This window comes from Streptomyces sp. NPDC089919 (genome assembly GCF_040684615.1).
GTDB lineage: Bacteria > Actinomycetota > Actinomycetes > Streptomycetales > Streptomycetaceae > Streptomyces.
In genome coordinates this window covers 23,295-37,967 of record NZ_JBFBGK010000001.1, presented here as the reverse complement: position 1 = coordinate 37,967, position 14,673 = coordinate 23,295, and the positions used below count along the sequence as shown (strand labels likewise).

Genomic DNA, 14,673 nt, shown 5'->3' with positions numbered 1-14,673 from the left:
GTACGCGAACAGGGAGGCACAGCAGCCATGGGAGACAAGGCGAACACCCAGCCCGGGGCCGCCGGCAGGGCACTGACGGCCGACCGGCCCGCCGACATCCGGAACGTGGTGCTGGTCGGCCACAGCGGGGCCGGCAAGACGACCCTGGTCGAAGCCCTCGCCCTCACCGCCGGCGCCGTCGGACGGGCCGGCCGGGTCGAGGACGGCGGCACGATCTCCGACCACGACGAGATCGAACACCGCCAGCAACGCTCCGTACAGCTCTCGCTCGTCCCGGTCGGCTGGAACGGCATCAAGATCAACCTCCTCGACACACCCGGATACGCCGACTTCGTCGGAGAGCTACGGGCCGGTCTGCGCGCAGCGGACGCGGCCCTTTTCGTCGTCTCGGCCGCCGACGGCGTCGACGGCGCCACCCGCATGGTCTGGGACGAATGCGCCGCCGTCGGCATGCCCCGCGCCCTCGTCGTCACCCACCTCGAAGCCTCCCGCGCCGACTACGCCCAGATGACCACCCTCTGCGGCCAGGCCTTCGGGAACGACGACCCCGACGCCGTCATCCCCCTCTACCTGCCCCTCTACGGCCCCCCGGGAGCCGACGGCCACACCCCCGTCCGAGGACTCCTCGGCCTGCTCTCCCGCCGCGTGTACGACTACTCCGGCGGCGACCGGGTCGAACGCGACCCCGAACCCGGCGAACTCGCCCTCATCGCCGACGCCCGCAACCGGCTCATCGAAGGGATCATCGCCGAGAGCGAGGACGAAGGCCTCATGGACCGCTACCTCGGCGGCGAGGACATCGACCTCAAGACCCTCGTCGACGACCTCGAACGCGCCGTCGCCCGCGGCACCTTCCACCCCGTCCTGATGGCCGCCCCCGCCACCGACGGCGCCCGCCAAGGCCTCGGCACCGTCGAACTCCTCGAACTGATCACCGGCGGCTTCCCCACCCCCGAGGAACGCCCCGCAGTGGCCGTCACCACCCCCGAGGGCGCCGACCGGCCCGCCGTCACCTGCGACCCCGACGGCCCCCTCGTCGCCGAGGTCGTCAAGACCTCCTCCGACCCCTACGTCGGCCGCGTCTCCCTCGTCCGCGTCTTCTCCGGCACCCTGCACCCCGACGACACCGTCCACGTCTCCGGACACGGCCTTGAGGACCGCGGCCACGAGGACCACGACGTCGACGAGCGGGTCGGCGCCCTCGCCTCCCCCTTCGGCAAGACCCAGCGCCCCCTCCCCCGCTGCATCGCCGGCGACCTCGCCGCCGTCGCCAAACTCGGCCGGGCCGAGACCGGCGACACCCTCTCCGCCAAGGACGCCCCCCTCTTGATGGCCCCCTGGGACATGCCCGACCCGCTGCTCCCTCTCGCCATCGAAGCCCACAGCAAGGCAGACGAGGACAAGCTCTCCCAAGGCCTGTCCCGGCTCGTCGCCGAAGACCCCACCATGCGCCTGGAACAGAACCCGCACACCCACCAGGTCGTCCTCTGGTGCCTCGGCGAGGCCCACCAGGACGTCGCCCTGGAACGCCTGCGCACCCGCTACGGCGTCCAGGTCGACGCCGTCCCCCACAAGGTCTCCCTCCGCGAGACCTTCGGCGACCGCGCCCAGGGCCGCGGCCGGCACGTCAAACAGTCCGGCGGCCACGGCCAGTACGCCATCTGCGAGCTGACCGTCGAACCCTTGCCCCCCGGCAGCGGACTCGAGTTCGTCGACAAGGTCGTCGGCGGCGCCGTCCCCCGCTCCTTCATCCCCTCCGTCGAGAAGGGCGTCCGCGCCCAGGCCGCCAAGGGCGTCGCCGCCGGCTACCCCCTGGTCGACGTCCGCGTCACCCTCACCGACGGCAAGGCCCACTCCGTCGACTCCTCCGACGCCGCCTTCCAGACCGCCGGCGCCCTCGCCCTGCGCGAAGCCGCCGCCGAGACCCGCATCCACCTCCTCGAACCCGTCGCCGAACTCTCCGTCCTCGTCCCCGACGACTACGTCGGCCCCGTCATGAGCGACCTCTCCAGCCGCCGCGGCCGCGTGGTGGGCACCGAACAGGCCGCCCCCGGACGGACCTTGGTCCGCGCCGAGATCCCCGAGATCGAGATCGACCGGTACGCCGTCGAGCTCCGCTCCGTCTCCCACGGCACCGGACGCTTCAGCCGCGCCTACGCCCGCCACGAACCGATGCCGCCCGGGCTCGCGGACAAGATGCGCGAAGAAACCCAGAAGGGGACGTAGCCACCCGCCGGCGGAACCGCGCCGCCCGCCCAACTCGCTTGCGGCGGGCGGCATTTCCGCGTCCCCCGACCAGGACGTACGCAGGGCGGATAGGCTTGGTCACGAAGTGTGCAGGGTGGGGCGAGCGGGAAAAGGCCGCAAGAGGGGGCAGCGTCCGGCGCGGGCCGGGGGCCTCCCGGGCACGTGATGGGGGCAGCGGTGGCGGACGACTTCGACTTCAGGCCGGGAGCACAGGTACCGCTCCAGGGCGCCGGCGGCCAGACCGCGGCGACCAACGCCCTGGCCTCCGTCGCGTACCGGGACAGCCCCGTCGAGGGCATCACGGCCGCCGACAACGACTACCACCAGACCGTCGTCAAGGACGGCAAGCTCTCCCTCTTCAAGCCCAACCTCGGCGAGGCCTTCTGCACCGCCGTCGAGGCCCGGCTGCTCGGCGCCAAGCGCAAGCCCGTCATCCAGTCCTTCGGCGCCGAACCCCAGACCGTCGTCGAGCACTGCCTCGCGGCCTCCCGCATCCGCCGCGAGCGCGACGGCAAGCTCCGCATCATCATGTTCGTCTGCGGCGTGGTCTTCCTGCCCGGCCTGCTGATGTGGCTCGTCCTCTTCCAGCTCCGCCGCACCCTCGCCGGCAAGGAGAACAAGAAGGCCACCTGGATCGGCACCGCCGTCCTCGTCGGCATCGGCATCCTCGCCGCCGTCTTCATGTTCCTGCTGCCCTTCACCGGCTTCTGGGGCATCTACCTCCGCGCCATGATCATCGCCCCCGCCGTCGGCTGGTTCCTCGCCAACCGCATCTGCGAGGCCAGCGCCAGGGACATGCGGGCCCGCTGGGACGGCCTCCTCTCCGGCGACGGCATCGGCGCCAAGATCCCGCACGCCGTCCCCACCGACCCCGGCGAGAGCGCCGCCGAGGACCTGCGCCAGCAACTCGCCCGGCTCACCGCCGAGGACCGCAGCAACAGCGTCTTCTACGCCGGCCCCAAGGGCATACTCGGCATGGGCACCCGCTGGGGCAGCTGGCAGATGGCGGAAGACCTCACCCCCCGCACCCCCGGCACCGAGATCCACCCCTTCCGCAGCTGGGACGTCATCCGCGCCATCCACGACCAGCTCCGCATGATCGAGCGCGGCCCCCTGCACACCGGCGGCTTCCCGACCCCCTCGGTCAAGCACTGGATCGTCAGCCCCGTCGGCGAGGGCGCCAAGGAGGTCAGCCGCCCCGCGGGCGACGGCGTCGACAGCTTCCAGATCACCAGCCAGGAGATAACCCGCATCTGCAACGAACAGCAGTTCGGCAGCGGGAACCGCCACTACCTCGGCATCCAGTTCGCCCTCTGGGACGGCCAGCTGGTCCTCACCATGATGGTCACCGTCACCGTCCTCTACCAGACCCTCCGCGTCGAGGTCACCGGCCACGCCCTCGGCCCGGTCCACGGCCTCTTCACCACCAAGTCCTCCCCCAAGACCCGCGAGGTCCCCAAGAGCATCCGCTTCTGGGAGACCGTCGAGCTCGTCGAACCCCTCTGCGACACCAACGAAGTCGTCCGCCTCGGCGTCCGGGCCCTCTTCAGCTGGTACCCGCCGGTCCTCAACTTCCTCGGCGGCAAGATCGTCCTCCCGGAGCCCTTCGGCGTCCGGCACGTCTGGGCCGGCCAGCCCTGGCGGCACCGCTTCATGGCCGACGACGCCATGCGCGCCGCCACCCCCGTCCTGCGCGTGGTGCACGCCGCCGCCATGAAGGTCCTCGAGGAGAACGGCGTCGACACCGACCGCTTCAGCAACCGCTCCTCGGTCGTCAGCGGCCTCATCCAGGACGTCTCCCCGCGCAAGGCCGACGCGTACGACGCGTAGCGCGCGGGGCGGGTACGCAGCTCCGGGCGGGCGGGTACGCGGCTCCGGGCGGGGTCCGGCAGGCGGACCCCGCCGACTCAGCCGATCCGCCGGGCCAGCACCTGGCCCGGCCACTCCCCCGACACGAAGGACACCGTCCGGACGAAGCCGCTGCGCTCGTAGAAGCGCACCAGCTCGCCCCCGCCGCCCGCCCAGCAGTCCACCCGCAACAGGCCCACACCGGCCCGCCGGGCCTCCTCGGCCGCCCGCTCCAGGAGCGCCGCGCCGATGCCCCGGCCCGCCTGCCGCCGGTCGGTGACCAGCAGCCGCACGTACCGCTCCGGCTCACCCGCCGGCTCGATCGGCATCTGCGGACTGGGCCCGGAGTCCAGTACCAGCGCCCCGGCCGGCACCCCGGCCAGCTCCGCGACGAACGGCGCGTTCTCCGTCAGGTAGCGCTCGACCCGCTCCGTCCCGCCCGGCTTCTGCGAGTACGGGACGGTCCCCCACTGCTCGGTGTTGCCCCGGGCGTTCATCCACGCCACCGCGCCGTCGAGCATGCCGAGGACGGCCGGGGCGTCCGCGAGGGCGCCCGGCCGGATGTGCAGCCCCATCAGTCCTGCGGCCAGGCGTCGGCGAGCAGCGCGCGGGTGTCGGCGAGCAGTTGGGGCAGTACGCGGGTGTGCCCGATGACCGGCATGAAGTTCGCGTCCCCGCCCCAGCGGGGCACGATGTGCTGGTGCAGGTGGGCCGCGATGCCGGCGCCGGCCGCGCTGCCCTGGTTGAGCCCGATGTTGAAGCCGTGTGCGCCCGAGGCCTTGCGCAGCGCGACCATGGCCCGCTTGGTCAGGTCCGCCAGCTCGGCGGTCTCGGGGCCGTCCAGCTCGGTGTAGTCGGCGACGTGCCGGTACGGGACGGTCAGCAGGTGCCCGCCGTTGTACGGGTAGAGGTTCAGCACCGCGAAGACGTGCTTGCCACGGGCCACGATCAGCCCGTCCTCGTCGGACAGCTCCGGGATCGAGCAGAAGGGGCAGCCGTCCCCGGCCTCCGGACCGGTGGGCTTGTTCTCACCCTGGATGTAGGCCATCCGGTGGGGGGTCCACAGGCGCTGGAAGGCGTCCTGGACACCCACTCCGATCTGCTGCTCCGGCTCAGTCGTCATGTCATGCAGCATATGACCTTGCCGAACGGCATGAGGAAGGCCCCCGGAAAGTGGATTCCGGGGGCCTTCACACAGCGCGTCAGACCTGTACGCGGTCCGCGACGACCTGGGCCAGCTTGGCCAGGGCGTCGGCCTTCGGGATGCCGTTCTCCTGCGAACCGTCGCGGTAGCGGAAGGAGACGGTGCCCGCGGCCATGTCCTCGTCGCCGACGATGATCATGAAGGGGACCTTGAGCTTCTGGTGGTTGCGGATCTTCTTCTGCATCCGGTCCGAGGAGGCGTCCACCTCGACCCGCAGGCCCTTCTTCTTCGCCTCGGCGGCGAACTCCTGCAGGTACTCGACGTGCCCGTCGCCGATCGGGATGCCGACCGCCTGGACCGGGGCCAGCCACGGCGGCATGGCGCCCGCGTAGTGCTCCAGCAGCACGGCGAAGAACCGCTCGATGCTCCCGAAGAGCGCCCGGTGGATCATGACCGGCCGCTGCCGGGAGCCGTCCGCCGCGGTGTACTCCAGGTCGAAACGCTCCGGCAGGTTGAAGTCCAGCTGCACGGTCGACATCTGCCAGGTACGACCGATCGCGTCCCGCGCCTGCACCGAGATCTTCGGGCCGTAGAAGGCCGCGCCGCCCGGGTCGGGGGTCAGCGGGAGGCCCTGCTTCTCGGCCACCTGCTGGAGGACCGCGGTGGCCTCCTCCCAGACCTCGTCCGAGCCGACGAACTTCTCCGGGTCCTTGGTCGACAGCTCCAGGTAGAAGTCGGTCAGACCGTAGTCGCGCAGCAGGTTCAGCACGAAGGTGAGGGTGCGGTCCAGCTCCTCCGCCATCTGCTCACGGGTGCAGTAGATGTGCGCGTCGTCCTGGGTGAAGCCCCGGGCGCGGGTCAGGCCGTGCACCACGCCCGACTTCTCGTACCGGTACACGGTGCCGAACTCGAACAGCCGCAGGGGCAGCTCGCGGTACGAGCGGCCGCGGGCGTCGAAGATCAGGTTGTGCATCGGGCAGTTCATGGGCTTGAGGTAGTAGTCGGTACCACCGTCGAGCTGCATGGGGGGGTACATGCCCTCCGCGTACCAGTCCAGGTGTCCGCTCTTCTCGAAGAGGGCGCCCTTGGTGGCGTGCGGGGAGTAGACGAACTCGTAGCCCTCCTCCTCATGCCGGCGGCGCGAGTAGTCCTCCATGGTGCGGCGGATGATGCCGCCCTTGGGGTGGAAGACCGCGAGGCCGGAGCCGATCTCGTCCGGGATGGAGAAGAGGTCGAGCTCGTTGCCCAGCTTGCGGTGGTCGCGCTTCTCGGCCTCGGCGAGGAAGTCGAGGTGGGCCTTGAGCTCGTCCTTCGACGGCCACGCGGTGCCGTAGATGCGCTGCAGCATCGGGTTTTTCTCGCTGCCGCGCCAGTACGCGGCGGCGTTGCGCATCAGCTTGAACGCCGGGATGTTCCGGGTGGTGGGCAGGTGCGGGCCGCGGCAGAGGTCCTTCCAGCACAGCTCGCCGGTCTTGGCGTCCAGGTTGTCGTAGATGGTCAGCTCGCCGCCGCCCACCTCGACGTCCGCGCCGTCGTCGGTGGAGGCCGAGCCCTTGATGCCGATCAGCTCGAGCTTGTACGGCTCGTCGGCCAGCTCCTCGCGGGCGGCCTCGTCGGTGACCACGCGGCGGGCGAACTTCTGGCCCCGCTTCTGGATCTCCTGCATCTTCTTCTCGATGGTCTTCAGATCATCGGGGGTGAAGGGCTTGGCCACGTCGAAGTCGTAGTAGAAGCCGTCCCGGACCGGCGGGCCGATGCCCAGCTTGGCCTCGGGGAAGAGCTCCTGCACGGCCTGCGCCATGACGTGCGCGGTCGAGTGGCGCAGGATGTTGAGGCCGTCCTCGGAGGAGATCTCCACCGGCTCGACGGTCTCGCCGTCCGCGACCTCATAGGAGAGGTCCTTCAGCTCGCCCGCGACGCGCGCGGCGATGACGGTGCGCTCGCCGGGGAAGAGGTCCGCCGCAGTCGTGCCCGTGGTCACCACGCGCTCTTCCCGCTCGGAATCGCGTTGGATGATCACACGGACGTCTGACACCGGTCTCTCCTGACATCGGGGGGTGCGACAGCGGACACTGCGCGCCTGAATCGTACCGAGCCCCGGGGGTCGGCCGCGAAACGGTTAAGCGCGTTCCGGATCGGTCCTGCCGCGGTCGTGTCAGTCGGTGTCCTCGCCGCAGGCCTCCCCGAAGAAGTCGATGGTCTCGTCCTGGCCCTGGAGGGACTTCATCAGGCGGTCGCGTTCCATTTCGTCCAGCGGTACGGGGGTGACGTCCCGGGCCTCGGTCAGGCGCCGGAAGCCGCCGCGGCGCTGGAGCCGGCCGGAGAGGCGGACCGGCAGGCCGACGAGGTGGGCGTGGCCGGCGACCTGGTAGGCCTCTTCGTCGAGGAGGACGCGGACCCAGGGCACCTCGGCCCCGGCGAGGACCTTGAGGCGTACGGTGCCGCCGCCGCGGGCGGCGGAGCGGCGCATCCGGACGACGGCGCCGGCGATGCGGACGGTGACGGCGGGTTCGTCGCGGGTGTAGCGGGTGCCGGCCTCGCGGAGCAGGGGCAGGTCGCCCGGGGAGAAGTCGACGGGCTCGGGGCGGGCGGCGCAGCCGGCGGGGGTGCCGGCGGCGGGGGCCCAGGCGAGGGCGATGCGGGCGCCTTCGGTGCCGCTGACCAGGGCGATCAGGGCGTCGGTGAGCTCGCGGCTGACGCCGGCCTGGACGGCGGCGTCGAAGGCTTCCATGCCGCCGGTGGCCCGGCGGTAGTCGATGGCCTCGCGGGCGGCGTGCAGGGCGTGGTGGAGCTGGACGACGGTGCCGCGGCCGTGGCCGACGGGGACGAAGGCGGTGAGTTTGCGGCCGCCGGGTGCGGGGCCGACGAGGACGTCGGTGAGGGTGTGCTCGGCCTGGGCGCGGTGCCGGGCGCCGTGGTAGCCGGCGGGGGCGCGGTCGGCGAGGGCGCCGGCGAGGAGGAGCTGGCGGGCGGCGGCGCGCAGGCGTTCCTGGCTGTTCCAGGAGGAGTCCTCGCGCAGGCCGGGGGGCAGGTCGCGGGTCCAGCGGACCTCGTCGCTGGGGATGGTGAGGCCGTAGAGGACTTCCCGGGCGGCCGGCAGCGGGCTGCGGGCGAGGGCGGTGAGGGCTTCGCCGAGCAGGTCCTCGCTGTCGGGGAAGGCGGTGGTCTCGGGGACGAGGAGGCTGGGGGTGCCGGTGCCGGGCGGGGTCCAGCGGGCGTAGGCGCCGGCGGCGCCGCCGCGGCGCTGCCAGCCGTGCCGGTGCAGCAGCGCGCCGAGGACGCGGGGGTCGACCTCCTGGGGGGAGGGTCCGCGGAGTCCGCCTTCGGTCAGGGCCGGGACGGGGTGCGGTTGGGGGTGCATCACGGTCTCCCTCCGACCCCGACGCGGGTCATGATCTCGCAGAGTGCGCGGTCGTCGAAGATCCGCGTGGTGGGTATCCGGACGGTGGTGCGGGTGCGGCCGGTCACGGGGTGGCCGGCGAGGTTGGTCCAGTAGCAGCAGTGCCGCAGGCCGAGGTCGTCGTGGCCGGCTCTGAGCCAGTCGTCGCGGGAGCGGGGGACGAGCATGACGACCAGGATCTTGTGGACGGCGACGGGTTCGCGGGCGAGCTTGACCAGGTGGTCGTTGTCGAGGCTGAAGGCGAAGCTGGCGCCGGGCGGCCGGGGGGCGACCTGGTAGGTGGCCTTGAGCTGGACCTTGATGGTGACCTCGTCGTCGATGGTGTGCCGGGGCGAGCCGTGGCTGACGTGCCAGTCGATGCCGTTGTCCGGGAAGGGCTGGGAGAGGGAGCAGCCGGCCGCGGCGGCGACGGCGTGCAGGTATCCCACCTGGAGGGTTTCCATGCAGGCGGTGGTGGCGAGGTTGCCCCGCAGCGGCTCCGTCCGCTCGGGCTGTGCGAGCGCCATGGCTGCCCGTGCCCCTTCGTGCTGCCGGGTGTGCCCCCGATTCCATGACGACCGTTCAGTTGTACGGTCCCCCACTGGTGTTGTCTCCGCGGTGGGGGGTGTGCAAACGGCGTACGGCGCCGGGGGGCCGGGTATCACGCTCTCGGGCAGTGGTGGCCGGTTCGAGGCGCGTGCCATCTGCCGATCGGGGACGAGGAGTTCGGACATGACGCGCTGGTACGAGGGGCCGTTGGCGGCCTTTGACACCGAGACCACCGGGGTGGACGTCGAGCGGGACCGGATCGTGTCGGCCGCCGTCGTCGTGCAGGAGTGCGCGGGGGGCCGGGTGCGGGCGACGCGCTGGCTGGTGAATCCGGGCATTCCGGTGCCGCGGGAGGCGACGGACGTGCACGGTCTGACGGAGGAGCACCTTCAGCACAACGGCCGGTGGCCGGCGCCGGTGGTGGAGGAGATAGCCAGGACGCTGGCGGAGCAGTCGGCGGCGGGGCGGCCGTTGGTGGTGATGAACGCCCCGTTCGATCTGACGTTGCTGGACCGGGAGTTGCGGCGGCACCGGGCGTCGTCGTTGTCGCGGTACCTGGACAGCCGGCCGTTGACGGTGCTGGATCCGCGGGTGCTGGACAAGCACCTGGACCGGTACCGCAAGGGGCGGCGGACGCTGACGGACCTGTGTGCGCATTACGGGATAGCGCTGGACGGCGCGCACGACGCGGCGGAGGACGCGGTGGCGTCGTTGGAGGTGGTGCGGGCGGTGGGGCGGCGGTTCGCGGCGCGGCTGGAGCGGTTGTCGCCGGCGGAGCTGCATTCGCTGCAGGCGGTGTGGCATGCGGCGCAGGCGCGGGGGTTGCAGGCGTGGTTCGCGCGGAACGGCTCGCCGGAGCCGGTGGATCCGCACTGGCCGTTGCGTCCGGAGGTGCCGGCGGCGGCCTGAGGCGGAGTGTTCCGCGGGGTGTTCCGGGGGTGGGGGAATGAGCGAGGCCGGTCCGTCTGTGACGGACCGGCCTCATCCCGGTGGGCGATACTGGGATCGAACCAGTGACCCCTTCGGTGTGAACGAAGTGCTCTCCCGCTGAGCTAATCGCCCGGGAACGCACTGAACAATACAGGTGCCGAGGGGGTGGGTTCAAACCGCGTCCCGGCCGGTGGTCAGGAGGCGGGTCAGGCCCCGGCGTCCGGCGCGCATCATCAGCGCGTGGTTGAGGCGGAAGAGGGGCCGGCCGGGGGTGGCGAGCCGGCGCATGAGGGGCTTGCGGACGTCGACTTCCTGGTCGTAGCGGGCGAGGGTGCCGCCGGTGCCGTCGGGGCGCAGGGTCCAGCGGGCCCAGCCGTCGAGGTCGCCGGTCATGCCGATCTCCAGGATCCCGGTGGCGGGGTCGCGCCGTCGTTCGGTGGCGCGGACGACGAGGTCGTACGGGAGGACGGAGCGGAAGCGGGCGGTGCCGGCGCGGGGTCCTTCGGGGGTGACGGAGCGGACCTGGGGCCACCAGCGGGGGTAGTGCTCGGCGTCGGCGAGGACGGTGAAGACCCGGTCGGGGGCCGCGGGGAGGTGCCATTCGCTGTGGAAGCGGAAGTGGGTGGGGCGGTGGCGGCCGGGCTCGGTCCGGCGCGGGGGGTCCATGTGCTCCAGTGTGCTCCGCAGGGGTGTGCGGTGGGGGTGCTTACGGGGTGTCCGCCGGTCCCTACTCATGGGGATCTGAGTACCCGCACCCATGTCCGGGGCGCGTGAGCGGCGCCACACTCCGGGCATGGAGAATGTTCCGCCGCCGGCCGAGGAGCTGGTACTGATCGACCGGGAGCTGGTCCGACTGGACGCGCGGCGCGCGCAGTTGGTGGCTCGCCGGACGTGGCTGTTGCACGTGTTGCGGGCCGGGGCGGTGCCGGTGGCGGCACCGGTGCCGGTGCCCGGTGCGGGGCCCGGGTGGGCGCCGCGGGAGGTCGCCGCGGGCGGCCGGGAGGTGTCGGGCCGGGGGGCTCAGAACGTCCTGCTGGTGCTGGGGGCGGTGCTGCTGGCGGTGGCCGCGGTGGCGTTCACGGTGGTGAGCTGGGGCTCGATGGGGATCGCGGGCCGGGCTGCGGTGCTCGGGGTGGTCACGGCGGCCGCGCTGGGTGCTCCGGTGGTCTTGTCGCGCCGGGGGCTCGGGTCGACGGCGGAGGCGGTGGCGGGGCTGGGCCTGGTGCTGACGGCTCTGGACGCGTACGCGTTGTACCGGGTGGCGTGGCCGGGTTCGGACGGGCCGGCGTACACGGCGGGTGCGGCGGGGGTGCTGGCGGCGCTGTGGTCGGGGTACGGGCTGTGGCTGCGGGGGCTGCGGCTGCCGTTGCCGGCGGCGGTGCTGGCGGCGCAGCTGCCGTTGCCGCTGGGTGCGGTGGCGGCCGGGGTGCCGGTGCTGGGTCTGGCGTGGGCGGTGCTGGGTACGGCGGCGCTGGACGCGGTGGTGGCGTTGGCGGTGCGGGGCCGGTCGGGTCCGCGGGCCGGGCTCCGGGTGGCCGGGGTGCTGGCGGCGGTGTCGGGTGGGCTGCTGGGCGGCTGGGCGCTGTTGGCGGCGTTGGTGGAGTCGGCGGGGGCCGCGGGTCCTGCGGGCGCGGCGTCGGCGGGGGCGGTGCTGCTGGCGGGTGCGGTGGTGGCGTGGGCGGTTGCGGTGCGGGTGGCTCCGGTGGAGTCGGGGGCGCGGCCTTCCGACGGTGCGGCGGCCCCGGTCGCCGATCCGTGGGCTTCGGGTGCGGTGGCGCTGGCTCTGGTGGCCGGCTGGGCCGCGGTGGCGGGTCCGGCGGGGGTGGTGCGGTCGCTGGTCGAGGGGGGCTGGGCGGCGCTCCCCTACCTCTTCTGTGCGGTGCCGTTGCTGTTCGTGCGGGGTCGGGCGGGGCGGCCGGCGGTGCGTCGCGGGCTGCTGGCGGCCGGGGTCTCGGTGCTGGTGGTGACGGTGCTGTCGGCGGTGCCGGTGGTGGCGTGGGTGCTGTTCGCTCCGGCGGGTGTGCTGGACGAGGTGTGGCGGGGCCGGGTGCCGGTGCTGGATGCCGGGGTGTGGTCGGGGGCCGCGGCGGCGCCGGTGGTGCTGCTGGTGGTTGCGGCGGTGGCGTACCGGTTCCGGGCGGTGCGGGCCGAGCTGGCGCCGGTGGCGTGGGTGCTGGCCTGGGCGGGGGTGTTCGTGCTGCCGGTGGCGGTGCGGGCGCCGTACGGGGTGGTGCTGGGCGGTCAGGTGCTGGTGGTGGCGGTGGCGGCCGGGGTGGCGCTGTGGCCGGTGGTGCGGCCGGTCGCGGTGGCGGGCGGGGTGTGTGCGCTGGCCGGTGCGGTGAGCACGTCCGTGCTGGCGCTGGCGGAGCGCGGGGCCACGCCGGTGGTGCTGGGGGCGTTCGCGCTGCTGTTCGCGGCCGGTGCGGTGCGGCGCGGGGCGCCGGGCTGGGCGGTGGCTCCGGCGGCGGTGGCGGCGGTGGTCTGGGGCTGCGGGCTGCTGGTGGCGGTGGGCCGGGTGGCCGGGCTGGCGGTGCCGTGGTGCGCGGTGCTGGTGCTGGTGGTGCCCGCGGTGGTGGCGGGGGCGGCGGTCCGGCTGCCGCGGGCCGCGCTGGTGCCGGCGGAGGTGGCCGGTGCGGGGGCGATGGTGCTGGCGCTGGGTCTGGCCCGGCCGGACACGGCGGTGCTGTCGCTGGCGCTGGGCCTGTGCGGGGTGGTCTGCGCGGGGACGGCGGTACGGGCGGACCGGCGGCCGGCCGGGTACGTGGCGGGGGTGCTGTTCGTCCTGGCCGCCTGGGTGCGGCTGGCGGCGGCGGGGGTCACGGTCCCGGAGGCGTACACGCTGCCGGTCTCGCTGGCGGCGCTGGCGGTGGGGCTGGTGCGGCGGCGCCGGGACCGCGAGGCTTCGTCCTGGGCGGCGTACGGCCCGGGCCTGGGGCTGACGCTGGTGCCGAGCGTGCTGGCCCTGTGGGGCGGCGACCAGGGGTGGTCCCGGCCGCTGCTGCTGGGGCTGGGCGCCCTGGCGGTGACGGTGGCGGGCGCGGTGCGCCGGCTGCAGGCGCCGCTGGTGCTGGGCGGGGGCGCGCTGGGCCTGGTCGCGCTGCACGAGCTGGCGCCGTACGTGATGGCGGCGGTGGCCGGGCTGCCGCGGTGGGTGCCGCTGGCGCTGGCGGGGCTGCTGCTGCTGGCGGTGGGGGCGACGTACGAGGCGCGGCTGCGGGATGCGCGGCGGCTGCGGGCGGCGGTGGGCCGGATGCGGTAGCGGGGGCGGGAACGCCGAAGGCCCGGAGACTCTTTCGAATCTCCGGGCCTTCGGTCCCGGGTGGGCGATACTGGGATCGAACCAGTGACCCCTTCGGTGTGAACGAAGTGCTCTCCCGCTGAGCTAATCGCCCGGGCACACCGCAAACATTACCGCATGTCAGCGGGTGCTCAGGACCGTCCCGGTCCTGGTGGGGTCAGGCGCCGGCGGTCATTCGCCGATGTTCCACGGCATGGCGAAGCCGAACTTCCAGAAGTAGATGCCGAGCAGGGTGCCGGTGATCACCAGTCCTACGGCCGTCAGGGTGATGTTGCGGCGGCGGACCTTGGGGTCGAGGGCGCGCTGGGCGGCCTCGGTGACCTTGCGCTTGGTCCAGCGCAGGACGAGCTGGGCCCAGACGAACTCGGTGGCCCAGATCGCCATGCCGGCGAAGATCACCAGCCAGCCGGGGCCGGGCAGCGGGAGCATGACGATGCCCAGCACCACGACGGCGAGGCCGACGATGAAGACGCCGACCTGCCAGGGCAGGTGCAGGCTGCGGCGGGCCTGGATGAAAGCGGGCGCCCGCGAGCCGAGCGCCGCTGCCGTGTCGTTCTCGTTCTCCGCGGTCGGGCTGGCAGCGTCTGCCTGACCGTTACTCCCCGTATTCATGGGAAACAATTTACCGGAGCTCTCAGCACAGGTGAACGGGGTGCGGGATCCGCCGTCTGAGGGACCTGAAGGCCCGCAAAACGGTCAGAGGGGTTTACAACGGCACCGTAGGTGGCATGTCGATTTCGCCGACGTGCGAATCCCCGAGCGCACACTGAGCGAAAGGCCCTGGCGCTTATGAACACCACGGTCAGCTGCGAGCTGCACCTGCGCCTCGTTGTGTCGAGCGAGTCCTCACTGCCTGTTCCCGCGGGCCTGCGGTATGACACGGCCGATCCCTACGCCGTGCACGCCACCTTCCACACCGGCGCCGAGGAGACGGTCGAGTGGGTGTTCGCCCGCGATCTCCTCGCCGAGGGCCTGCACCGGCCCACCGGTACCGGAGACGTCCGGGTCTGGCCGTCCCGCAGCCACGGTCAGGGCGTCGTGTGCATCGCCCTGAGCTCACCGGAGGGAGAAGCCCTGCTGGAAGCACCCGCGAGGGCGCTGGAATCGTTCCTGAAGCGGACCGACGCCGCGGTGCCACCCGGCACCGAGCATCGCCACTTCGACCTGGATCAGGAGCTCTCCCACATCCTGGCGGAGAGCTGAGCCAGGCCGAGAGCGGCCCGGCACCGTCCGACTCGGGGCGACGGTGCGAGCTGGACAACCACATACGGCAGTGCC

Annotated in this window: 12 protein-coding genes and 2 tRNA genes; 5 read left to right on the top strand and 9 right to left on the bottom strand. The window is 72.9% G+C overall.

Features of this window, described 5'->3' with window-relative positions:
• The first annotated feature begins 27 nt into the window (after positions 1 to 27).
• Together AB0O40_RS00215 and AB0O40_RS00210 are read left to right on the top strand one after the other, a co-directional pair.
• The gene (locus AB0O40_RS00215) at positions 28 to 2,226 is read left to right on the top strand and encodes an elongation factor G-like protein EF-G2 (protein WP_365033990.1); all 2,199 of its coding nucleotides are present in this window, start codon (positions 28 to 30) and stop codon (positions 2,224 to 2,226) included.
• A gap of 186 nt (positions 2,227 to 2,412) precedes the next feature.
• On the top strand, positions 2,413 to 4,077 hold the full coding sequence (locus tag AB0O40_RS00210; RefSeq protein ID WP_365033988.1) for a DUF3784 domain-containing protein: 1,665 nt from the start codon (positions 2,413 to 2,415) through the stop codon (positions 4,075 to 4,077).
• Positions 4,078 to 4,154: 77 nt separating this feature from the next.
• On the opposite strand, the gene AB0O40_RS00205 is transcribed toward AB0O40_RS00210, so the two are convergent.
• From AB0O40_RS00205 to AB0O40_RS00185, 5 genes are all read right to left on the bottom strand, one after another.
• Positions 4,155 to 4,670, bottom strand: a complete 516-nt coding sequence (locus AB0O40_RS00205) for a GNAT family N-acetyltransferase (RefSeq protein WP_365033986.1) — start codon at positions 4,668 to 4,670, stop codon at positions 4,155 to 4,157.
• On the bottom strand, positions 4,670 to 5,230 hold the full coding sequence (locus tag AB0O40_RS00200) for an HIT domain-containing protein (protein WP_365033984.1): 561 nt from the start codon (positions 5,228 to 5,230) through the stop codon (positions 4,670 to 4,672). The genes AB0O40_RS00205 and AB0O40_RS00200 overlap by 1 nt, the downstream gene beginning before the upstream one ends.
• 67 nt (positions 5,231 to 5,297) lie before the next feature.
• Positions 5,298 to 7,274 (bottom strand): threonine--tRNA ligase, encoded by a 1,977-nt coding sequence (gene thrS, locus AB0O40_RS00195; RefSeq protein ID WP_365033982.1) that lies wholly within the window; start codon positions 7,272 to 7,274, stop codon positions 5,298 to 5,300.
• A gap of 120 nt (positions 7,275 to 7,394) precedes the next feature.
• Positions 7,395 to 8,600 (bottom strand): hypothetical protein, encoded by a 1,206-nt coding sequence (locus AB0O40_RS00190; protein WP_365033980.1) that lies wholly within the window; start codon positions 8,598 to 8,600, stop codon positions 7,395 to 7,397.
• Positions 8,600 to 9,145 carry a DUF4365 domain-containing protein gene (locus AB0O40_RS00185; RefSeq protein WP_365033978.1) on the bottom strand — a complete coding sequence of 182 codons (546 nt, stop codon included), beginning with the start codon at positions 9,143 to 9,145 and terminating at the stop codon, positions 8,600 to 8,602. Before AB0O40_RS00185 ends, AB0O40_RS00190 begins: the two co-directional genes overlap by 1 nt.
• A gap of 205 nt (positions 9,146 to 9,350) precedes the next feature.
• Between AB0O40_RS00185 and AB0O40_RS00180 the strand changes: the two genes are divergently transcribed.
• Complete coding sequence (locus AB0O40_RS00180; RefSeq protein ID WP_365033977.1) at positions 9,351 to 10,076, top strand: 3'-5' exonuclease; 726 nt, start codon at positions 9,351 to 9,353, stop codon at positions 10,074 to 10,076.
• A gap of 81 nt (positions 10,077 to 10,157) precedes the next feature.
• On the opposite strand, the gene AB0O40_RS00175 is transcribed toward AB0O40_RS00180, so the two are convergent.
• Positions 10,158 to 10,229: transfer RNA gene (locus AB0O40_RS00175), tRNA-Val, on the bottom strand.
• A 39-nt stretch (positions 10,230 to 10,268) separates the two neighbouring features.
• Positions 10,269 to 10,763, bottom strand: coding sequence for an SRPBCC family protein (locus tag AB0O40_RS00170; protein ID WP_365033975.1), 495 nt, complete (start codon positions 10,761 to 10,763; stop codon positions 10,269 to 10,271).
• Between the two features lie 127 nt (positions 10,764 to 10,890).
• Between AB0O40_RS00170 and AB0O40_RS00165 the strand changes: the two genes are divergently transcribed.
• On the top strand, positions 10,891 to 13,356 hold the full coding sequence (locus AB0O40_RS00165; protein WP_365033973.1) for a hypothetical protein: 2,466 nt from the start codon (positions 10,891 to 10,893) through the stop codon (positions 13,354 to 13,356).
• Positions 13,357 to 13,417: 61 nt separating this feature from the next.
• On the opposite strand, the gene AB0O40_RS00160 is transcribed toward AB0O40_RS00165, so the two are convergent.
• Positions 13,418 to 13,489: transfer RNA gene (locus tag AB0O40_RS00160), tRNA-Val, on the bottom strand.
• Between the two features lie 77 nt (positions 13,490 to 13,566).
• A complete protein-coding gene (locus AB0O40_RS00155) occupies positions 13,567 to 14,007 on the bottom strand; it encodes a TIGR02611 family protein (RefSeq protein ID WP_365033971.1) in 441 nt (146 codons plus the stop codon).
• 177 nt (positions 14,008 to 14,184) lie between these two features.
• Here AB0O40_RS00155 and AB0O40_RS00150 point away from each other — a divergent pair, with 177 nt between their 5' ends.
• On the top strand, positions 14,185 to 14,598 hold the full coding sequence (locus tag AB0O40_RS00150; protein WP_004002642.1) for an SsgA family sporulation/cell division regulator: 414 nt from the start codon (positions 14,185 to 14,187) through the stop codon (positions 14,596 to 14,598).
• Positions 14,599 to 14,673 lie beyond the last annotated feature (75 nt).

Excerpts from the sequence above, each read along its gene's own strand:
- AB0O40_RS00180 (WP_365033977.1), top strand. The coding sequence starts at position 9,351 with ATGACGCGCTGGTACGAGGGGCCGTTGGCGGCCTTTGACACCGAGACC.
- AB0O40_RS00205 (WP_365033986.1), bottom strand. The coding sequence starts at position 4,670 with ATGGGGCTGCACATCCGGCCGGGCGCCCTCGCGGACGCCCCGGCCGTC.
- AB0O40_RS00200 (WP_365033984.1), bottom strand. The coding sequence starts at position 5,230 with ATGCTGCATGACATGACGACTGAGCCGGAGCAGCAGATCGGAGTGGGT.
- AB0O40_RS00210 (WP_365033988.1), top strand. The coding sequence starts at position 2,413 with ATGGGGGCAGCGGTGGCGGACGACTTCGACTTCAGGCCGGGAGCACAG.
- AB0O40_RS00165 (WP_365033973.1), top strand. The coding sequence starts at position 10,891 with ATGGAGAATGTTCCGCCGCCGGCCGAGGAGCTGGTACTGATCGACCGG.
- AB0O40_RS00150 (WP_004002642.1), top strand. The coding sequence starts at position 14,185 with ATGAACACCACGGTCAGCTGCGAGCTGCACCTGCGCCTCGTTGTGTCG.
- AB0O40_RS00185 (WP_365033978.1), bottom strand. The coding sequence starts at position 9,145 with ATGGCGCTCGCACAGCCCGAGCGGACGGAGCCGCTGCGGGGCAACCTC.
- AB0O40_RS00215 (WP_365033990.1), top strand. The coding sequence starts at position 28 with ATGGGAGACAAGGCGAACACCCAGCCCGGGGCCGCCGGCAGGGCACTG.
- AB0O40_RS00190 (WP_365033980.1), bottom strand. The coding sequence starts at position 8,600 with ATGCACCCCCAACCGCACCCCGTCCCGGCCCTGACCGAAGGCGGACTC.
- AB0O40_RS00155 (WP_365033971.1), bottom strand. The coding sequence starts at position 14,007 with ATGAATACGGGGAGTAACGGTCAGGCAGACGCTGCCAGCCCGACCGCG.
- AB0O40_RS00170 (WP_365033975.1), bottom strand. The coding sequence starts at position 10,763 with ATGGACCCCCCGCGCCGGACCGAGCCCGGCCGCCACCGCCCCACCCAC.